This window comes from Tardiphaga sp. 619_E2_N8_4, assembly GCF_051810905.1.
Lineage (GTDB): Bacteria > Pseudomonadota > Alphaproteobacteria > Rhizobiales > Xanthobacteraceae > Tardiphaga > Tardiphaga robiniae.
In genome coordinates this window covers 2,926,845-2,945,874 of sequence record NZ_JBPWQJ010000001.1, presented here as the reverse complement: position 1 = coordinate 2,945,874, position 19,030 = coordinate 2,926,845, and the positions used below count along the sequence as shown (strand labels likewise).

The following is a 19,030-nucleotide window of genomic DNA, read 5'->3' as shown; positions in this document are numbered from 1 at the left end:
TCTGAACTCCGTCCTCATCCTGAGGAGCGCGTTCTTCACGCGCGTCTCGAAGGATGTGCGTAATACTCTTCATGGTTCGAGACGCGCGCCAAGTGGCGCGCTCCTCACCATGAGGCATCGCGCCCCGCTCAGCTCCCCCGATACGTCCCATAGCTCCACGGCGTCACCAGCAGCGGCACGTGGAGATGGCCTTCGGGTTCATAGACCGAAAAGCGCAGCGGGATCTCGTCGAGGAACGGCGGATCGGACATCGGCACCCCACGCTCCGCAAAATAGCTCCCAACCTTGAAGGTCAGTTCATAGCGTCCGATCGGCACCGGCCTGCCGCCGATCAGCGGCACATCGGTGCGGCCGTCGTGATTGGTCAGCGTGCGCGCAATCACGCGACTGACGCCGAGCTTCGACAATTCGACAAGCTCGACCGAAATCCCCGCTGCAGGCCGGCCGCTATGGGTATCCAGCACATGAGTCGAGAGCCGGCCATGCACCTGCAGGCGATCTGGCCCGTCGACCAAAAGATCGGTACGCAGCGCCGCGATCTTGCAGATTTCGGCGACCGATGCGGTGACCTCGGCGGCCGGGTCGTTGGGCAACCGCTTCTCGAAATCCGCGAGGATGGAATCCTTGGTGTGACGGCGGACACAGACGATGTAAGGGAAGCCGAACTTCGCACGATAGGCATTGTTGACGCGATCGAAAGCCGCATATTCCGCTTCCGACAGCCGGTCGAGCCCGACGCTATTCTGCTCGGCATTGGATTCCGCCGTCAGGAGATCGCCGCGTTGCGTTTTATCGGCGAGATCCGGATGCGCCTTGATCAGCGCCAGCCGCTGACCTGCAGCCGCCTCCTCGACCACCTTACGCATCGCGGCGAACAACTGCTTCACGCCCGCGAAGGGCCTGCTGTCCGCGGCCTTCTCCGCGATCCACGGCGAATACTCGAAGATATTCGCCAGCGCTGCGACGAAATCCGCTTTGCTGCAGGCGTTGAGTTCGTCGAGCGTCTTCTCTGTCATGACAGGGTTATCCCAATCCTGGTCTATCCGATGGCACGAGCGTCGGCGGCAAGATGTTTCAGATTGGCGTGCCAGTGCTCGGCGATATCAAGGCGCGTCGGCACCCAGACGCGCTCGTGGCTCGCGATGTAATCGAGAAACCGCATCAGCGACGCCGCACGACCGGGACGACCGACGACGCGGCAATGCAGGCCCACCGTCATCATCTTCGGCGACGTCGCGCCTTCCGCATACAGCACATCGAACGAATCCTTGAGGTAGGTGAAGAACTCGTCACCGCCGCCAAAACCCTGCGGATTGACGAAACGCATGTCATTGGCATCGAGCGTATAGGGGATGATGAGCTGCGGTTCGCTGGGCCCCTTGATCCAGTATGGCAGATCGTCGGCATAGGAATCGCACAGATACTTGAAGCCGCCGGCTTCCATCAGCAGGCGAATGGTGTTGATCGAACTGCGGCCGGTGTACCAGCCGGTCGGGCGCGCGCCGGTCGCCTCGGTGTGCACGCGGATCGCCTCGGCAATCTCGAAACGCTCCTCCGGCTCCGACATATCCTTGTGCTCGATCCACTTCAGACTGTGGCTGGCGATGTCCCACTTCGCCTCCTGCATGGCGGCGACGATTTCGGGATTACGCTGCAGCGCTGTCGCCACGCCGAACACCGTCGTCGGCATCTTGCGTTCGGTGAACATCCGCCACAGCCGCCAGAAGCCGGCGCGCGAGCCATATTCGAACATGGATTCGATATTGGCATGGCGCTGGCCCGGCCAGGGCTGTGCCCCCAGTACGTCCGAGAGGAACGCTTCCGAGGCGCGGTCGCCATGCAGAATGTTATTCTCGCCGCCCTCTTCGAAATTGACCACGAACTGCACCGCCACGCGCGCCCCATCCGGCCATTTCGGATCGGGCGGATTGCGGCCGTAGCCGCGGAGGTCGCGGGGATAATCGCTCCCGGCCATCAGACCATCTCGAAACGAACGGGTTGCGCACCCTTCCAGAGCACGGTCTTGCCCATCTCTTTCAGATTTTCGAGGTTCGAGGTCAGCGTAATGAAATGGTTGCCGGCGAGCTGGCCCATCTTGCTGGCGAAATGCACGCCGCTATAGGCCAGCAGGATCTCGGTCTCGCTGATGCCTCCCGGATACAGGATGATGTGGCCCGGCGCCGGAAAGCTGGTGTGGTTCTCATAGGGCACGCCGAAATCGAGATCGCCAAGCGGCATCCAGACGCCCTCGCCGCTCCAGCGCACATGGATCGCCTGGCTGACAAACGGCATCGCCTTCTTGAAGGCGGCGACGGTCTTGGGGGCGTCCTTCTCCTCGAATTTCGCGTCGAAGGTGAAGTCGCCGACATGGACTTTGAGCTGGCTCATCCGTGGAATCTCGTAATTGGAGTGACTGACAGTGATCCATCCAGATTGCAGCAGAGGGCGAAAGAAGCAAGCCGCAGTTTTCGGCGGCGTTGCCTGTAGACTGCGTTCCCTCTCCAACACTGTCATTCCGGGGCCTCCTTGCTCGTCATTCCGGGGCGCACGAAGCGGCACAGCCGCGTAGTGCGAACCCGGAATCTTGAGGTGTTTTGCTGAACATGCTGGGATTCCGGGGTCGCGTCCGGCTTACGCCGGCCACGCCCTCAGGCAAACCAATTGGTTTGCCGGGGAATGACGAGTGTGGGGGCAGGAAGACGTCAAACATATTTTCCTATCTTCCATTGACAACATCCCTATATAGATTATATTCCCCTTTGTCCGGCCCCGATGAGAGGGGCGAGCGCGATCGTCACGTTCGCGGGGCTGGATGCGGTGGACGCCGGAGATGCGGCGTTACGCGGTTCGTGGGTGACGTCTGTCTTTGGGCAGGACGGATCTGCGCCAGCACTGCCACTGGCAAGGAGACGGCTGGCCTTGAGATGGAAAGAGCCCTGGACAGCGTGACGGACGACCAAGTCAAAACGTGTCCGGCCTATTCGCTTGAGGCTCCCTTCCCATCGCCTTGGGACTTTAATTCGCGATCGGAGCGTTCGTCGAGGCAAAGTGCAAGCAACCGAAAAAACGCCGCAGGCGGAACGCTGGGCAATCGCTCGTGCTTCCGAAAGTCCTGATGCACTACCCCATGCGGAAGACCGCATTCGCATCAGGCCCAAGGGTGCATCGGGCACCCGGCGTTCCGCACGCCCTCTTTTCGAAGAGGGTCGAAGGAATGCTCATAGCTCGGACGCGCAAGCGCCGCGAGAATGCGAACGCATGTTTTCAGGACAGTGGCTGTTTGAAATTTGAATCCTGCAATGATGCGCTGCCGCTATCGTTCATCACTCAGCGGTGGCTTGAACGTCAGCGGTGATTCCATCGCACGCTGCCTCGCGCGATCCACGGCCTGTGCAAAATCCTGCGCATCGAACCACGGCTCATCGCGCATCAACGCATCCAGATCCTCGTTCCAGATCTGCGACACCTCGATATCGAACTTCATATTGTACTTCTGGCTGACAGCCTGAATTCCGTAACCGGTCACGGCCCATTGCTTGCCGAGCCAAAACACATCCCGATGCAGCACCACGTCTACGCCCAATCTCGTCCGGTATCGTACAGAGACGAAAAGAACCCCAACCTGATGAGGGTGAGGCTCTACTGAACCGGTCTAGTCCATCAAATTTTAGCAACATCGTCCAGCGTTGAGAACAACGCCGATCTAGATGCGACCATTCTCGTTCGGCGGCTGTGGATGCTGCGCCTTCTGCGCCCGTTCCGCATCGGCCTTGTTGGCCTCGTGGCGTCCGATCACGCACCCCGCAACGACGCCGACCTTGCCATGTCCTGCATAGTGGCCGGCGATTCCGCCAATGATCGCGCCTTTGATACAGCCTTTCGCCTCGGCCGCAACCGATGAAAACGCGAGACCGGCAACCGCAGTGCACAGCAGCAATTTCTTCATGATAACTCTCCCGCGTGATCGACCTCCTACAAGTCGCCACCCCGCGTTTCGTTCCATCAGTTGAAATATCGCCGACTCACACTCGCATCCGATTCGTGCCATAGATGGCGCAAATTGCGTCCAGGGATAAAACGACCATGCCAGCACCCAAACCGCCTGCTTTTGAAACGCTGAGTCTGCATGCCGGCCAGCATCCGGACGCGATCACCGGCGCGCGCGCCGTGCCGATCTACCAGACCACATCCTATGTGTTTCAGGATTCGGATCACGCTGCTGCGCTGTTCAATCTCGAACGTGCCGGCCACATCTATACGCGCATTTCAAATCCGACGACGGCGGTGCTGGAAGAGCGCCTCGCCGCACTCGAAAACGGCGTCGGCGCCGTGTGCACCGCGTCAGGCATGGCGGCACTGCATCTCGCCATCGCCACATTGCTCAATGCCGGCGATCACATCGTGGCGTCGTCCTCGCTCTATGGCGGCACCATCAACTTGCTGGCCCACACGCTGCCGCGCTTCGGCATCACCACGAGTTTCGTCAAGCCGCGCGATCTCGACGCCTTCAAGGCAGCGATCAAGCCGAACACGAAACTGGTGATCGGCGAAACCATCGGCAATCCCGGCCTCGAAGTGCTCGACATTCCCGCCGTTGCCGACATTGCCCACGCCGCGAAGATCCCGCTGCTGATCGACAACACCTTCGCGACGCCGTTCCTGTCGCGGCCGATCGAGCTTGGCGCCGATATCGTGATGAACTCCGCAACCAAATGGATCGGCGGCCATGGCATCGCTATCGGCGGCGTCATTATCGATGGCGGCCGCTTCGACTGGCACGCCTCCGGCAAGTTCCCGCAATTGACCGAACCCTATGCCGGCTATCACGGCATCGTCTTCGACGAACAGTTCGGCACTGCCGCCTTCATCATGCGTGCCCGTACGGAAGGATTGCGCGATTTCGGCGCGTGTCTCTCGCCGACCAATGCCTTCCAGCTGCTGCAGGGCGTCGAGACGCTAGGCATTCGCATGGAGCGCCACATGGCCAATACCCATGCGGTGCTCGCAGCGCTCACGGCCAACAAGGCCGTCGACTGGGTACTGCATCCGTCGCTGGAGAACCATCCGGATTACGAACTCGCAAAACGCTTGCTACCGCGCGGCGCCGGCTCCATCGTTTCCTTCGGCATCAAGGGCGGCCGCAATGCCGGGCGCAAATTCATCGAGGCGCTCAAGCTGACCAGTCACCTCGCCAATGTCGGCGACGCCAAGACACTGGTCATTCATCCCGGCAGCACCACGCATCAGCAGATGGACGCCGAGCAGCTCAAGGCCGCCGGCATCGGCGAGGAGCTGATCCGTCTCTCCATCGGCATCGAAGCCGCCGATGACATCATCGATGACCTCGCGCAGGCGCTGCGCGTCTCGCAGAAGGGCTGAGCGATGCAACTCACCGTCAACGGTCACGAGACCTATATCGCGAATGGTGGCCGCACGTTCGATCCATCCCTCCCAGTCGTTGTGATGATCCATGGTGCCGGCTTCGATCACTCGACCTGGGCGCTGCATACGCGCTGGTTCGCGCATCATGGCTTCGCCGTACTAGCGCCGGATCTGCCCGGCCATGGTCGCTCGAAAGGTGAAGCGCTCACGACCATCGCCGATCTCGCCGACTGGACCGCAGCATTGATCGATGCAGCGGGCGCAATGACGGCGCGGCTGATCGGCCATTCCATGGGCTCGCTGATTGCGCTGGAGACCGCAGCGCGGCATCCCGGTAAAGTCACGCGCCTCGACCTGATGGGCACGGCAGGGACGATGACCGTCGGCCCGGATCTGTTGAAGGATGCCGAAGCCAATCAGCATTCCGCTATCGATATGGTGTCGATCTGGGGGCTCGGCTTTCGCGCCGAACTCGGCGGCAGCCTCGCGCCGGGGTTGTGGATGCATAGCGGTGCGCAGCGCGTGCTCGAAGCCACAAAGCCGGGCGTGTTGTTCGCCGATCTCAACGCCTGCAATACATACCAGAATGCGCTGACTGCTGCAGGCCAGCTTGATATCCCGGTCACGCTCATCCTCGGCGAGCGGGACATGATGACTCCCGCCAAGGCCGGCAAGACCCTGGCCGCCGCATTGAAAAACGCCCGCACGGTGATTCTGCCCGGCACTGGCCACATGATGATGGTCGAGCGCCCCGACGACGTGCTCGCCGCGCTACAGCACGAGCAATAGAGTCCACAACGCGGTGATGGCTGTTGCACCGCGCGGCGCGCTGTGCTTCCTGTCTGTCGTTATCGGTGCCTCCGCGAGGAGGTGAAACGGGAATGCGGTGCGGGGAAATATCCCCTATGCCGCGGCTGCCCCCGCAACTGTAAGCGGCCATTCCGGGTCCACAAAGCCACTGAATTTGCATCGCAGATTCGGGAAGGCGGACCGGGAGACCACCGCGAGCCAGGAGACCGGCCGGTAACGAGTTTCACACTCGTTCGACGGTGGGTCGACGGAAGGGGTTAAATGACTATCCGGAATTTGGCCGCAGGCACTGCGGCCGTTGTTGTTCTGTCCTGCTCTCACAGTGCTGCGCATGCGCAGTCCAGTGCCGAGCAGCTCTCCGAAATCGTAGTGACGGCGGACAGAGCACCCGAACAGCTCAATCGCACTGGCAGTTCGATTAGCGTGGTGTCAGGCGAAACCATTGCGACCAGCAATCCCGGCTCGCTGGTCGATGCGCTGCGCACCGTGCCTGGCCTCGATATCAGCGAAAATGGCGGCCCCGGCGGCACCGCGAATGTGCGCCTGCGCGGCGGCAATACCGGCCAGACCCTGGTGATGATCGACGGCATCCGCGTCAACGATCCCACGGCTGCATCGGGCGACTTCGAATTCGCCATGTTCACGCCCTCCGCCATCGAGCGCATCGAGGTCCTGAAGGGGCCACAGAGCGCGCTCTATGGCTCAGACGCCATGAGCGGCGTGGTCAACATCATCACCAAGAAGGGCTCCGGTCCTGCGCAGGTCAATGTCCGCACGGAAGCCGGCAGCTATGGCACCGTCATGACGCAGGGATCGCTGACCGGATCCAACGGTCCGTGGTCCTATGCCTTCACCGGCGGCGGTCAGCACAGCAACGGTTTCTCGCGTTACGGTTATCGTATCCCTGCCCTCGAAGCACGTTTTCCGAATCTCGAAAACGACAGCTTCGATCGCGTCGGCGGCTCGGCGCGCATCGGCTACGATGCAGGCGAAGGCATCCGGCTTGAGTCAGGCATCGTCCATTCGTTCACGCGCTCGGCCTATGATGCAGCAACGGGAACGCTTCCGGATACGCCGTCAGCGGCGACGCGTCTGCTGCAAACCGTCTATGGACGCGTCGGCATCGATTCATTCGGTGGCATTCTGACTCACAATGTCACCGTGTCGAATACGCACACCGAGCGGATGTTTGACGACGTCAGCTATCGCACCAACAGGTTGCCGGCAAACACCACCGAGAAAATCTCCGATTATGTCGGCAACAGTCTCGGCGCCGAATATCAGGCGACCCTGAAGCTCGGCGCATTCGGCTCCCTCGTCTATGGTGCCAAGACACAGACCGAGACCGCGCAGACCTACAGCACGAATATCTCGCCTGTTGCCGGCCCATTGACGCCGCTGCTAGCCAAACAGCAGGACACCAACTCGATCTTCGCTTTGTGGTCTGTGCCGATCGGTGAACGGCTCAACGTCACGCTCGGCGGCCGGGTCGATGACGTCGTCGACGTTGCCCGCTTCGAGACCTGGCGCGCTACGGCTGCCTACAACATTACAGAAACCGGCACCAAATTCCGCGCCAGCGCTGGCACCGGCGCAAAAGCGCCGACGCTGTTTCAGCTTTACGACACGACCTACGGCAGCAGAAACCTGACGCCGGAAACCAATTTCGGCTATGACGCGGGTATCGACCAGAGCCTCTTCAACGGCCGCGTCGTGCTGTCGGTCACAGGCTTTTCCACCGATTACAGCAATCTGATCAACTTTGTCTCCGATGCGTCCCGCCCGCTCGGCTATTACGTCAACGTCGCCCGCGCCGAGACCAGCGGTCTCGAAGTCGGCGGCAATGTCGATGTCATTCCGGGCTGGGTGAAATTCAACGTAGCCTACACTTACCTTCACGCACAGGATCTCAGCACCGACACCGTGCTGGCACGTCGTCCCAAGAACTTCGCCCGCTTCGCACTCACGATCACGCCCACCGACAAGTGGATGATCGAGCCGCGTGTCACCACGGTGTCGAAGCGCTTCAGCAGTGCCAATCAGGTCGGTCAGGTGGATGCCTATACCCGCGTCGACCTCTATACCGAGTACAAGATCGATGCGAACTGGAAGGTCTTCGCCCGCGGCGAGAACATCCTGAATGAGCATTATCAGGAAGTGCTGAACTTCGGCACCACGGGGCCTGCGGCTTACGCAGGCTTCAACGCCACATGGTGAGCATAGCGCCAGCAGCACGGCGCCGGACGATCGCGACCATCGCGCTCGTCGGCCTCGTCACGCTGCTGGCACTGGGCTCGCTCGGCACGGGACCTGTCAAACTCTTGCCGCTGACGGTGCTCGATGCACTGTTCGGCGGCGGCAGCGACGTGCATCAGATCATCGTGCGTGAAATCCGCCTGCCCCGCGCGATTCTCGCACTTGCCATCGGCGCGATCCTCGGCCTGTCCGGTGCCGCGCTGCAGGGCTTGCTGCGCAATCCCCTCGCCTCGCCGTCGCTGTTCGGCGCGCCGCAATCCGCGGCCTTCGGTGCGGTGCTGATGATCTCGCTCGGTTTGGCCGATGTCCGCTCATGGGCGCTGCCTGTTGCCGGCATCACGATGGCGTTCCTGTCGGTGTTCGTGCTGCTCGGCATCGCCGGCCGCAATGCGGGTCTGCTGTTGCTGATCCTCGCGGGGCTTGCGATCTCAAGTCTCGCAGGTGCTGCGACGGCGCTGGTGATGAACCTGTCGCCCAATCCCTTCGCCGCACTTGAGATCGCCTTCTGGTTGCTCGGCTCGCTGGAAGACCGTAGCTTCCGTCACGTCACCCTGGCGCTTCCGTTCATTGTCGCTGGCGCAATTATCCTGATGAGTCAGCGCTCGGCCTTTCGTGCATTGAGCCTCGGCGAAGAAACCGCACAGAGCCTCGGTGTCCATGTGAGCCGCCTGCGCCTGCTGGTGATCCTCGGCGTCGCGCTCGGCGTTGGCGGCGCTGTCGCGGTCACCGGCACGATCGGCTTCATCGGCCTTATCGCGCCACATCTGATGCGCCCGATCATCGGCCATGATCCCGCGCGACTACTAATTCCGAGCGCGCTGACCGGCTCGGCGCTGTTGCTCGCCGCCGATATCGCCGTGCGCATCATTCCATCGACCACAGACATCAAGGTCGGCGTCCTGACATCGATCATCGGTGTGCCATTCTTCCTCTATCTCATCATGCGCGAGCGGCGCGCTCTGGGCGGAGGCGTCGCATGACCGATCAGGCGCTGCTGACCGCGAGCAATCTGAGCGTCACGCTCTCCGGGCGCGAGGTGCTGCACGATGTCTCGCTCTCGCTACACCGACAGCACCTCGTCGCCCTGGTCGGCCCGAACGGCGCCGGGAAGACGACGCTGCTGCGCGCACTGGCAGGATTGCAATCGTCCACCGGCGCTATCCATGTCGCGGGCCATACACTGGCGTCCTTGTCGCTACGCGAGCGCGCAAAGCGCTTTGGCTATCTGCCGCAAGGTCATGTCGTGCATTGGCCGCTCGACGTAAAGGACGTCGTCGCTCTTGGCCGCTATCCACATGGCGCGACCGATCCGGCGCGGCTGACATCATCGGACAAGGCTGCGGTCGAGCGCGCAATGCTGGCAACGGACATCGTCGCCTTTGCCGATCGGCGTGTGACCGAACTCTCCGGCGGCGAACGCAGCCGCGTCGCGCTCGCCCGCGTCCTCGCTGTCGAGGCGCCGATCGTGCTGGCGGATGAGCCGACCGCATCGCTCGATCCGCGTTACCAGATCGACGTCATGAAGAACCTCCGCGATGTCGCCGACAGCGGCGTGCTGGTGATCGTGGTGACGCACGATCTCGGCCTCGCCGCGCGCTTCGCCGATACGGTGCTGGTGATGTCCGACGGGCGCCTCGCTGCGCAGGGCGCGCCGCGACAGGCGCTGTCCGATGACATCGTCGCCGATGTCTTTCGTATCAGCACCTATCGCGCCGAACACCGGAACGAAACGATTATCCTGCCCTGGGCGGGAGTCTGAGCGATGTGGCGGCTATTTCGCCAGCGCAGCAGCAAGCCGGCTCAGAGCAGCCGTATCGGGCGGCAGGCCGAAGCGCAGCAGCTCATGGCTCCAGTCGAAGTGGCGGCACCAGATCTGCTCCCGGGCCAATGCGGCATGCCATTTCAGGGCGTCGACATGTCGCGCCAACCTGTACAGCGGCGTGCCGCCGACAATCTCGAAACCGGCATAGGCCAACACGTTGTCGAGCTTGATGCTCTGCGCGACCAGCGCGACGCGAGTCTGCGTGGCCCAGCGCTCGTCGCGCAAAGCGGCCGCACCTATGTACAGTGCCGGACCGGAACAGGCCCATGGGCCCATAGCAGTCGCGATGCGCTGCGCGATCAGCGGCGCCGCAAGCGCGAAACCGAGACGCAGACCCGCAAGGCCGTAGAATTTTCCGAAGGAGCGCAGGATCACCACTGGCAGTGTCGCGCACAGGCCGACTGCGCCGATCGCGGGATCGACATCGGCGAAGGCCTCATCGATCACCAGCCAGCCTCCGCGCCGTTGCAGGATCGCCGCAACATCGGCGAGTTCATCGCGCTTGGCGATCCGCCCATCGGGATTGTTGGGATTGACGATCACCAGATGCCTGGCATGATCCGGCAGCGCGCTAAGGCTGCCGATCACTCCAACCTCATGTCCACCGGCACGCCAAGCCGCGACATGCTCGTTATAGGTCGGCCCGACAATGGCAACGGCGCTGGGCGCCGCGAGATGCGGCAGCCACTGGATCAGAGCCTGCGTACCGGCAGCAGCAACGACATCGACGTTATCGGGCACGTGGTAGGCGCTGCGCGCGGCGGACAACAGCGACTGTTCGTCGGCGCGCGTCGGCAAGCGTTCCCAAAGATAGCTCGGCAGGTTGGCAGGAATGGGCCACGGCCATGGATTGATCCCGGTCGAGAGATCGAGCCATTGGTTCGGCGCGCCGCCGAATTCAGCCATCGCCTGCGTGAGATCGCCACCATGTTTCATGGCTGTGTCATGCCATCATATTGGGCAAAGCGCGAGAGGCTTTGGCCGCTCGCGGCTACGGCACTCGTGCTTCTCGCATACGCGCCGCTGCAGGCCAGTGCAGCCGATCTGCCGCGCTTCGCCTCGATCAATCTGTGCACCGATCAACTGCTCGTCACCCTCGCCGATCCCGAGCAGATTTTGGGTCTCAGCCCCTATGCGCGCGATCCGTTTCGTTCGTGGGACAAGGACAAGGCGAAACTATTCCGCCTGCTGTCCGGTGAGGCCGAGGATGTGCTGGCGCTAAAGCCGGATGTCGTCGTTGCCGGCCGCTTCACCAAGCGCGCGACCCGCGAACTCCTGAAGGACAAGGGGTTGAAGGTCACCGAATTCGATCCTGCCCGCTCGCTCGACGACGTCAAGAAGCAGCTCCGCCAGATGGGCGCGCTGGTGAAGCATCCGGAGCGTGCTGAAGCCGAAATCGCGAAACTGGATACTGCAATCGCGCAGGCCCATGCCGCCGTACAGCGCAAGCCGTTGCGCGTGCTGGCGGTGTCGCGGCGCGGCTGGGTGTCCGGCGGCGAAAATCTGACCACATCGTTGCTATCAGCGGTCGGGCTGCGCAATGCCGGCGGCGAGCTCGGCCTCAAGGCTGGCGGCTTCGCCTCCTTGGAGGCCATCGTCACGCTGCGGCCCGATCTGCTGCTGGTCACCGACAATACTGATTTCGCCGAAGACGAAGGCCGCGCCTTCCTGCTGCATCCCGCACTGGAGACATTCTATCCGGCGTCGAAGCGACTGGTTCTGCCCGAGCGCCTCACCGCCTGCGGTGGCCCGACCATGGTGGAAGCACTCGACCGATTGACCACCGAAATCAACCGCGTGGCCCCCTGATGCTGGTGGATGGCGACGCGCTCCTCCTGGTGGTCGCGGCGCTGCTGCTCGATGCCGTGATCGGCGATCCCGACTGGCTGTGGCGCCGCGCACCACATCCCGTGGTCTGGATCGGCAACGGCATCGGCTGGCTGGAACACCGACTCAACCTCGAGAGCTGGTCGCGTCGGCAACGCAAGCTGGCCGGTGTCGTCACCGTCATCGCACTGGTTAGTGTCGCAATGCTTGTCGGCGGACTGCTCGCCGATCTCCTCAACGACAACTGGATCGGTTTCGGCGTCGAAGCCCTGATTGCCTCGACGCTGATCGCCCAACGCAGCCTGTATCAGCATGTGGCCCGCGTGCGCCGCGCTTTCACCGAGGGCGGATTGCCCGCAGCACGCCAGGCCGTCGCAATGATCGTCGGGCGCGATCCTGAACAACTCGACGAAGCCGGCGTATCGCGCGCGGCGATCGAATCCACCGCCGAAAATTTCTCCGACGGCATTGTCGCGCCGGTGTTCTGGCTGGCATTGCTCGGATTGCCCGGCCTGATCGCCTACAAGGCCATCAACACGGCCGACTCCATGATCGGCCATCGCAGCACGCGCTATATCGATTTCGGCTGGGCTGCAGCGCGGCTCGACGATCTCGTCAATCTGATCCCGGCGCGCCTGTCGGGAATATTGGTCGCGCTTGCCGCGCCAATGTCACGCGGATCAATCATCGCGTCATTGAAGATCATGATGCGCGACGCTTCCAAGCATCGTTCGCCCAATGCCGGCTGGCCGGAAAGCGCCATGGCTGGCGCGCTCGGAATCGCGATCGCTGGACCGCGCGTCTATGCCGAGGGCGTCGTCAACGATCCTTATCTCAATGCCGAAGGCCGAACCGCAGAACCTGGCGACATCAGGCGGGCACTTCGCGTATTCGTCGCAGCCTGCCTTTTGCAGGTGATGATCTACGCGGCGCTGGCGCTGCTGCTCTGACGGCTGCGGGCAATCTCGATCAGCCGATCGATATCGAGATGCTTTTCGCAATGATCGGCCAGCGCATCGAGCGCGGCTTCGATCTGCGCGTCATAGGCCAGCGACGACGCAATGCCGAGATTGGCCAGCCATGCCTTGCGGAACGCATCGCCGGTGAACAAGCCATGGACATAAGTGCCCTGCACCCGTCCATCGACTGACGCAGCACCATCAGGTCGTCCATCGATCATCAGCAGCGGCCGCGCGCAGTCGTCACCCTCGCTGCGACCGAGATGAATCTCATAGCCTTCGATGGCGGCGCCAGTTGCGCAATGCGTTCCTGCCACCAGCGTGGTGGACTTGTCGGCGCTCATCAACGTCGCAATATCGAGCAGGCCAAGCCCGTCGACGGTCCCTGGCGAACCGTCAACGCCATCGGGATCGGCGATCGTCTTACCCAGCATCTGATAGCCTCCGCACAGGCCAAGCACGTGACCGCCGCGGCGCACATGCGCCTTGATATCGATGTCCCAGCCTTGAGCGCGGAGAAAGGCGAGATCGCCGATGGTGGATTTACTGCCGGGAATGATGATCACGTCGGCATTGCCCGGAATGGCTTCGCCCGGCCTGATGAAGACGAGCTTCACGCCGGGCTCCATGCCGAGCGGATCGAGATCGTCGAAATTGGCGATCCGCGCCAGCACCGGCACGGCGATGATGCGGGTCGATGACGAGGCATGGGTGCGATCGAGATCGACGGCGTCTTCGGCGGGCAGGAACGCCGCCTGCGGCAGCCAGGGCAACACACCGATGGATGGCCACCCCGTCAGCCGCGTGATCGCCCTGAGGCCGTTGTCGAACAGGCTGGGATCGCCGCGAAACTTGTTGACGATGAAGCCGTGGATGCGCGCACGTTCTTCCGGCTCCAGCACCAGATGCGTGCCGGCGAGGCTCGCAATGACGCCGCCGCGATCGATGTCGCCGGCGAGCACTACGGGAATGTTGGCCGCGGCAGCAAAACCCATATTGGCGATGTCGCCGGCGCGCAGATTGATCTCGGCCGGGCTGCCGGCACCCTCGATGAGAACGATGTCCGCCTGATCGGCCAGCAGCGAGAAACTTTCAAGCACCGCCGGTAGGAGTGCAGCTTTCTTCTCCAGATAGTTCTTCGCCCGCAGCGTGCCCCAGCGCTTGCCCTGAACGATCACCTGGGCGCCGGTGTCCGTCTCCGGCTTCAGCAGCACCGGATTCATGTGGACACTTGGCGGCAACCTGGCGGCCCGCGCCTGCACCGCCTGCGCGCGGCCGATCTCGCCGCCATCGACCGCGACAGCAGCATTGTTCGACATGTTCTGCGGCTTGAACGGTGCCACCTTCAAGCCACGCCGCACCAGTGCCCGCGCGAGGCCAGCGACAATCGTCGACTTCCCGGCATTGGAGCCGGTCGCCTGGATCATCAACGCGGGCGTGGTGAGGTTCATGCTGCGCTCCAGCCTCTCAGCATGTCATCCCCGCGAAGGCGGGGATCCATAAACACATCAGAGATAAGTGATCGCCGCAGCAACTGCTCTGCCGTTTCCATTGCTCCGACAGGGGCTATGGATCCCCGCCTTCGCGGGGATGACAGATGGAGAGGTCCTGCGTGCTCAAGGTTCAAAACTCGATGCCCTTCTGACCTTTGATGCCGGCGCGGAACGGATGCTTGATCAGCGTCATCTCGGTAACCAGATCGGCCATCTCGATCAGCTCGGGCTTGGCGTTCCGGCCGGTGATGACCACGTGCTTGTCGGCCGGCTTCTCGTCGCGCAGGAAGGTCAGGACTTCATTGAGGTCGAGATAGTCGTAGCGCAGCACGATGTTCAGTTCGTCGAGCAGCACCAGACGATGGCGGTCATCGCGGATCATCTCCTTGGCGCGCTCCCAGCCCGCGGTCGCGGCAGCAATGTCGCGTTCGCGGTCCTGCGTGATCCAGGTGAAGCCCTCGCCCATGATGTGCAGCGTGACGAGATCCGGGAAGGTTTTCAGCAGCCGCGCTTCGCCAGTGTCCCATTCCGGCGACTTGGTGAATTGGACGATACCGACCGGATAGCCGTGACCGATATGGCGGAACACCATGCCGAGCGCTGCAGAAGTCTTGCCCTTGCCGGTACCGGTGTGAACGATCAAGAGGCCCTTCTCGCCGACCTTAGTCGCCATGATCTTGTCCTTCGCCGCCTTGTGCTTGGCGGCCTTCTCCTTGTGGCGCGCGTTCTCGGCGGCTTCGTCGTGGGCGGTTCCGGTCATGCGATTTCCTTTGCTATCTCTTTGTGTACCTGCGGCAGAAGTTCGGCAATCAGATCGGCAGCGCGATTGGAACGCGGTGTCCACAGATCCCGGCGAATGGCTTCGGCAAAGCGCGCCGCCGTCTCACGCAGTGCCGCGGGATTGGCAGATGCCATAAAGCCGCGAACTTCGTCATTTTCCAGATAGGAGGCGAACAGCTGATCGAAATGGTGATTGGCGACCGCATTGGTGGAGGCCGCGAAACCGAACAGATAATCAACCGTGGCCGCGATCTCGAACGCACCTTTGTAGCCATGGCGCATCACGCCGGCGATCCATTTCGGATTGGCGCCGCGACCACGCACCACGCGCGAGATCTCATGCGCCAGCGGCCGCGCGACCGGCGCTTCGGGACGCGACGTATCGATATGGGCGATGCGCGGCGCCGCGCCACGCAGCGTCTGCACCGTCGCGGCGAGACCGCCGATGAACTGGTAATAGTCGTCGGAATCCAGAATGTCGTGCTCGCGATTGTCCTGCGCCTGCGCGACGAGATCGACGCCCCTCAGCCGTTCGGCGAATTCGCCTCGCGCGTCCTCGCCATCGGTTCCACCGCCATAGGCATAGCCGCCCCAATCGAGATAGACCTCGGAAATGTCGGCACGATTGTTCCAGCCACCCTCATCCATCAGCGCCTGCAGGCCCGCACCATAAGCGCCAGGCTTGGAGCCGAACACACGGCGCGTCGCCTGTCGCCGTGCGATCTCGCAGGTCATGCCACCGGCTTCGAGCGTGCGGGCACGCGCGCGGACATTGGCGGCAATAGGATTGGCGTCGTCGGGTTCGTCAAGTTCGGCCACGGCACTCACGGCGGAGCCGATGATGTCCATCTGGGTCGGGAACGCATCGCGGAACAGGCCGGAGACACGGAAGGTCACATCCACGCGTGGGCGCTTCAGCTCAGACAGCGGCGTAATGGCAAAGCCGGTGACGCGGCCCGAGGTTTCCTCCCACAACGGCCGTACGCCGATCAGCGCCAGCGCCTGCGCGACGTCGTCACCGCCGGTGCGCATATTGGCCGTGCCCCAGGCCGACAGCGCAATCGCGCGCGGCCATTCGCCGGCCTCCTGCCAATAGCTCTCGACCAGCCGTTCGGCCGCCAGTTGCCCGATGCGCCAGGCGGATGGCGTTGGCACGGCGCGAACGTCGACGGCGAAAAAATTGCGCCCGGTCGGCAGCACATCGGGGCGTCCACGCGTCGGCGCGCCAGATGGACCGGGCCTTACGAACTGACCGTCGAGACCTTTGAGGAATGCGGCCGTCTCCGCGCCGCCGCAAGCATCGATGGCGGGTCGCAGTTTCGCATTGATCCAGTGAAGTACATCGGTGGCGCGCGTCCAGGTGGGATCGCAGGGCAGCTGGCCGGAGACCAATTGCAGCGCCAGCCCTTCGATTCGTTCGATGGTGTCACCTGTGGTGCGCCACACTGCATCGCTGACATCGGCAAGAACGCCGGGGCGCGGGCCGAGATAGTCATCGGCCATATCACGGGTGAGCGGGTCGAACGTGCCAAGACCGAGATCGGCAGCCAATGCGCGATGCAGTGACGCATCCTGCGGCTTGATGTCCGAGCGCGGCAGGCGCGCGATGGATACAAGGAGATCATTGCGCTGCGCGTCCTCGGGCACGCGGCCAAAGATGTGCAATCCGTCGCGGATCTGCATTTCCTTGAGATCGCACAGATGGGCGTCGAGCGCGCGCAGCGCCTCGCCCGTCGGCGTGTCGCGGGTGACATTGACGTCGGCATCAATCTGCTGCGCGCGGGCGAGCGACAGGATGTCTTCGGCGATCACGGCAGCGCGCTTGGGATCGAGATCGGTCGCCATGGCATATTCGTCGACCAGATTCTCCAGCTGCGCCAGATCGTCGTGCAATTCGGCCCGCGTCATCGGTGGTGTCAGGTGATCGATGATCACGGCGGAGGTGCGGCGCTTGGCCTGAATACCCTCGCCGGGATCATTGACGATGAACGGATAAAGATGCGGCAGCGGACCGAGTACGGCATCGGGCAGACAATCGGCCGACGGGCCTGCGCTTTTCCCCGGCAGCCATTCGAGATTGCCGTGCTTGCCGAGATGCACCACCGCATGGGTATCAAAGTCGCGGCGCAGCCAGAAATAAAAGGCGAGATAGTGATGCGGCGGCACCAGATCGGGATCGTGATAGGTGCTCTTCGGATCGATATTGTAACCGCGTGCCGGCTGCACGCCGACAGTGATATTGCCGAAACGATGCAGGCCGAGACGGAATGCACCGTCGACCACATGCGGATCGTTCTCAGCTTTGCCCCAGCGTGACTCAATAGCTAGCCGCACATTGGTCGGCAGCGTCGCAAAGGCCGCGTGATACTCAGCCAGCGGCCACGTCACGCCACCGCTTCGCTCGGCGCGACCGGCAAGCGCATTCGTTGGACCCTGTTGCAATAGCTGCATCATGGCGGCCGTCGTGTCAGGCGCGTCACCAGTGCCGTAGCCGGCTTCGCGCATCGCGGCGATCACATCGATCAGGCTCTGCGGCGTATCGAGGCCGACGCCATTGGCAAGGCGTCCATCGCGATTGGGATAATTGGCCAGGATCAGCGCGACGCGTCGTTGGCGCGCCGCAGCGCGGCGCAAGCGCACCCAGGCGCGCGCCAGATCGGCGGTCGCATCAATCCGATCCTGCACCGGCTGCAATGTTGTCGGCGCAAAGCCGCCGTCGCTGGCGCCACGTTCCTTGAAGGCGATGGCGTTGGCGAAGATGCGCCCATCGACTTCCGGCAACACCACATGCATCGCCAGATCGCGCGGCGTCAGGCCGCGAGTAGAGGCTTCCCAGCTGGCGCGTGAAATGCCGGCCTGCGCGACCTGCAGAATCGGACAGCCTGACGCCGACAACACGCTGGCATCGTCATGCGCGGTCGCAGTGGCGAAGGCCGTCGCGTTAATGATGATATCGGGCGGATAGGCCGCAAGCGCGGCGCGCAGGAAAGCCGCGGAGCGCTCATCCTTCAGGCTGGTCACATAGAGGCAGACGGTGTTGAGGCCGCGCGCGTCGAGCGACAGACGTAATGCATCAATTGCCGCAGTATCGCCGCCGGCCACCAGTGCGCGGTAGAAGATCACAATCGCATTCGGCCGGTTATCCCCCGCGGGTTCACCCGGCCAGAAGCCGGCCGAAGGCATCGGCCGCGCAACAGGCGGCTCCTCACCATGGCCGATCAGATGTGCGGCATAGCGCAGTGCCAGCTGCGCGTTGTCGACACCGCCCTCGCTGCAATAGCGCCACAGCGCGTGCGTTTCATCGCTGCTGACAGTGCCGTGCGCGGCCAGCTCGGCATTCCAGTCCATCTCGCCGGGCAGGCAGGCGAATTTGGCGCCGCGGCTCAGCGCATCGCTGCGCAGGCTTTCGACGCCATGCGGCCAATAGCTGATACCGCCGAGCATGCGCAGCACCACGATCTTCGCCTCAGCCAGCGTGCGCTCGACATAGAGATCGACCGACGCGGGATGACCGAGCGCCAGCATGTTGGTGAAGCGCACGCTGGGAAAGTCGCCCGGCAGCATCGCATGTGCGGCGCCGAACGCCGCCAGATCGCTGTCCGCCGCCGACAGCACGACGATATCGGCGGTGTCCTGCCCGAGATCGCGGGCGACGTCGCCGTCGTCAATGCTGCCGGAGGTATCGAGCTTCAGATGCATGC

Annotated in this window: 16 protein-coding genes and 1 riboswitch; of the genes, 7 read left to right on the top strand and 9 right to left on the bottom strand. The window is 62.9% G+C overall.

Translation table 11 applies throughout. The features are described 5' to 3' along the window. Positions 1 to 128: 128 nt before the first annotated feature. From uraD to AB8A23_RS14015, 5 genes are all read right to left on the bottom strand, one after another. Entirely contained in the window at positions 129 to 1,016 is an 888-nt protein-coding gene (gene uraD / locus AB8A23_RS14035) for a 2-oxo-4-hydroxy-4-carboxy-5-ureidoimidazoline decarboxylase (RefSeq protein ID WP_309948291.1), read from the bottom strand. Positions 1,017 to 1,039: 23 nt separating this feature from the next. Then, entirely contained in the window at positions 1,040 to 1,975 is a 936-nt protein-coding gene (gene puuE / locus AB8A23_RS14030; protein ID WP_439059411.1) for an allantoinase PuuE, read from the bottom strand. Next, complete coding sequence (locus AB8A23_RS14025; RefSeq protein ID WP_068735441.1) at positions 1,975 to 2,388, bottom strand: DUF3830 family protein; 414 nt, start codon at positions 2,386 to 2,388, stop codon at positions 1,975 to 1,977. The genes puuE and AB8A23_RS14025 overlap by 1 nt, the downstream gene beginning before the upstream one ends. Before the next feature lie 925 nt (positions 2,389 to 3,313). Then, the gene (locus AB8A23_RS14020) at positions 3,314 to 3,484 is read right to left on the bottom strand and encodes a hypothetical protein (protein WP_170849552.1); all 171 of its coding nucleotides are present in this window, start codon (positions 3,482 to 3,484) and stop codon (positions 3,314 to 3,316) included. A gap of 219 nt (positions 3,485 to 3,703) precedes the next feature. Next, positions 3,704 to 3,946, bottom strand: a complete 243-nt coding sequence (locus tag AB8A23_RS14015) for a hypothetical protein (protein WP_068734329.1) — start codon at positions 3,944 to 3,946, stop codon at positions 3,704 to 3,706. A gap of 137 nt (positions 3,947 to 4,083) precedes the next feature. Here AB8A23_RS14015 and AB8A23_RS14010 point away from each other — a divergent pair, with 137 nt between their 5' ends. The 5 genes from AB8A23_RS14010 (at position 4,084) to AB8A23_RS13990 (ending at position 10,207) form a co-directional block, all read left to right on the top strand. Then, entirely contained in the window at positions 4,084 to 5,379 is a 1,296-nt protein-coding gene (locus tag AB8A23_RS14010; RefSeq protein WP_439059413.1) for an O-acetylhomoserine aminocarboxypropyltransferase, read from the top strand. A 3-nt stretch (positions 5,380 to 5,382) separates the two neighbouring features. Further along, positions 5,383 to 6,171: an alpha/beta fold hydrolase gene (locus tag AB8A23_RS14005; protein ID WP_439059414.1), complete on the top strand. Its 789-nt coding sequence runs from the start codon at positions 5,383 to 5,385 to the stop codon at positions 6,169 to 6,171. 46 nt (positions 6,172 to 6,217) lie between these two features. Beyond that, positions 6,218 to 6,421, top strand: a riboswitch (cobalamin riboswitch). A 32-nt stretch (positions 6,422 to 6,453) separates the two neighbouring features. Then, complete coding sequence (locus AB8A23_RS14000; RefSeq protein ID WP_439059415.1) at positions 6,454 to 8,409, top strand: TonB-dependent receptor plug domain-containing protein; 1,956 nt, start codon at positions 6,454 to 6,456, stop codon at positions 8,407 to 8,409. Then, entirely contained in the window at positions 8,403 to 9,428 is a 1,026-nt protein-coding gene (locus AB8A23_RS13995; RefSeq protein ID WP_439059416.1) for a FecCD family ABC transporter permease, read from the top strand. Before AB8A23_RS14000 ends, AB8A23_RS13995 begins: the two co-directional genes overlap by 7 nt. Beyond that, on the top strand, positions 9,425 to 10,207 hold the full coding sequence (locus AB8A23_RS13990; protein WP_439059417.1) for an ABC transporter ATP-binding protein: 783 nt from the start codon (positions 9,425 to 9,427) through the stop codon (positions 10,205 to 10,207). Before AB8A23_RS13995 ends, AB8A23_RS13990 begins: the two co-directional genes overlap by 4 nt. Positions 10,208 to 10,219: 12 nt before the next feature. On the opposite strand, the gene cobD is transcribed toward AB8A23_RS13990, so the two are convergent. Then, positions 10,220 to 11,206: a threonine-phosphate decarboxylase CobD gene (gene cobD, locus AB8A23_RS13985; protein WP_439059418.1), complete on the bottom strand. Its 987-nt coding sequence runs from the start codon at positions 11,204 to 11,206 to the stop codon at positions 10,220 to 10,222. Between the two features lie 66 nt (positions 11,207 to 11,272). On the opposite strand from cobD, the gene AB8A23_RS13980 reads away from it, so the two are divergent. Both AB8A23_RS13980 and cbiB read left to right on the top strand, forming a co-directional pair. Continuing rightward, on the top strand, positions 11,273 to 12,079 hold the full coding sequence (locus tag AB8A23_RS13980; RefSeq protein ID WP_439059419.1) for an ABC transporter substrate-binding protein: 807 nt from the start codon (positions 11,273 to 11,275) through the stop codon (positions 12,077 to 12,079). After that, complete coding sequence (gene cbiB / locus AB8A23_RS13975; protein WP_439059420.1) at positions 12,079 to 13,047, top strand: adenosylcobinamide-phosphate synthase CbiB; 969 nt, start codon at positions 12,079 to 12,081, stop codon at positions 13,045 to 13,047. The genes AB8A23_RS13980 and cbiB overlap by 1 nt, the downstream gene beginning before the upstream one ends. On the opposite strand, the gene AB8A23_RS13970 is transcribed toward cbiB, so the two are convergent. The 3 genes from AB8A23_RS13970 to cobN all read right to left on the bottom strand — a co-directional run bounded on the left by AB8A23_RS13970 (position 13,020) and on the right by cobN (position 19,028). Next, complete coding sequence (locus AB8A23_RS13970; RefSeq protein WP_439059421.1) at positions 13,020 to 14,507, bottom strand: cobyric acid synthase; 1,488 nt, start codon at positions 14,505 to 14,507, stop codon at positions 13,020 to 13,022. The two genes, cbiB and AB8A23_RS13970, sit on opposite strands and share 28 nt — an antisense overlap. Before the next feature lie 172 nt (positions 14,508 to 14,679). After that, positions 14,680 to 15,309 carry a cob(I)yrinic acid a,c-diamide adenosyltransferase gene (gene cobO / locus AB8A23_RS13965; RefSeq protein ID WP_320445086.1) on the bottom strand — a complete coding sequence of 210 codons (630 nt, stop codon included), beginning with the start codon at positions 15,307 to 15,309 and terminating at the stop codon, positions 14,680 to 14,682. Continuing rightward, on the bottom strand, positions 15,306 to 19,028 hold the full coding sequence (gene cobN / locus AB8A23_RS13960; RefSeq protein WP_439059422.1) for a cobaltochelatase subunit CobN: 3,723 nt from the start codon (positions 19,026 to 19,028) through the stop codon (positions 15,306 to 15,308). The genes cobO and cobN overlap by 4 nt, the downstream gene beginning before the upstream one ends. Positions 19,029 to 19,030 lie beyond the last annotated feature (2 nt).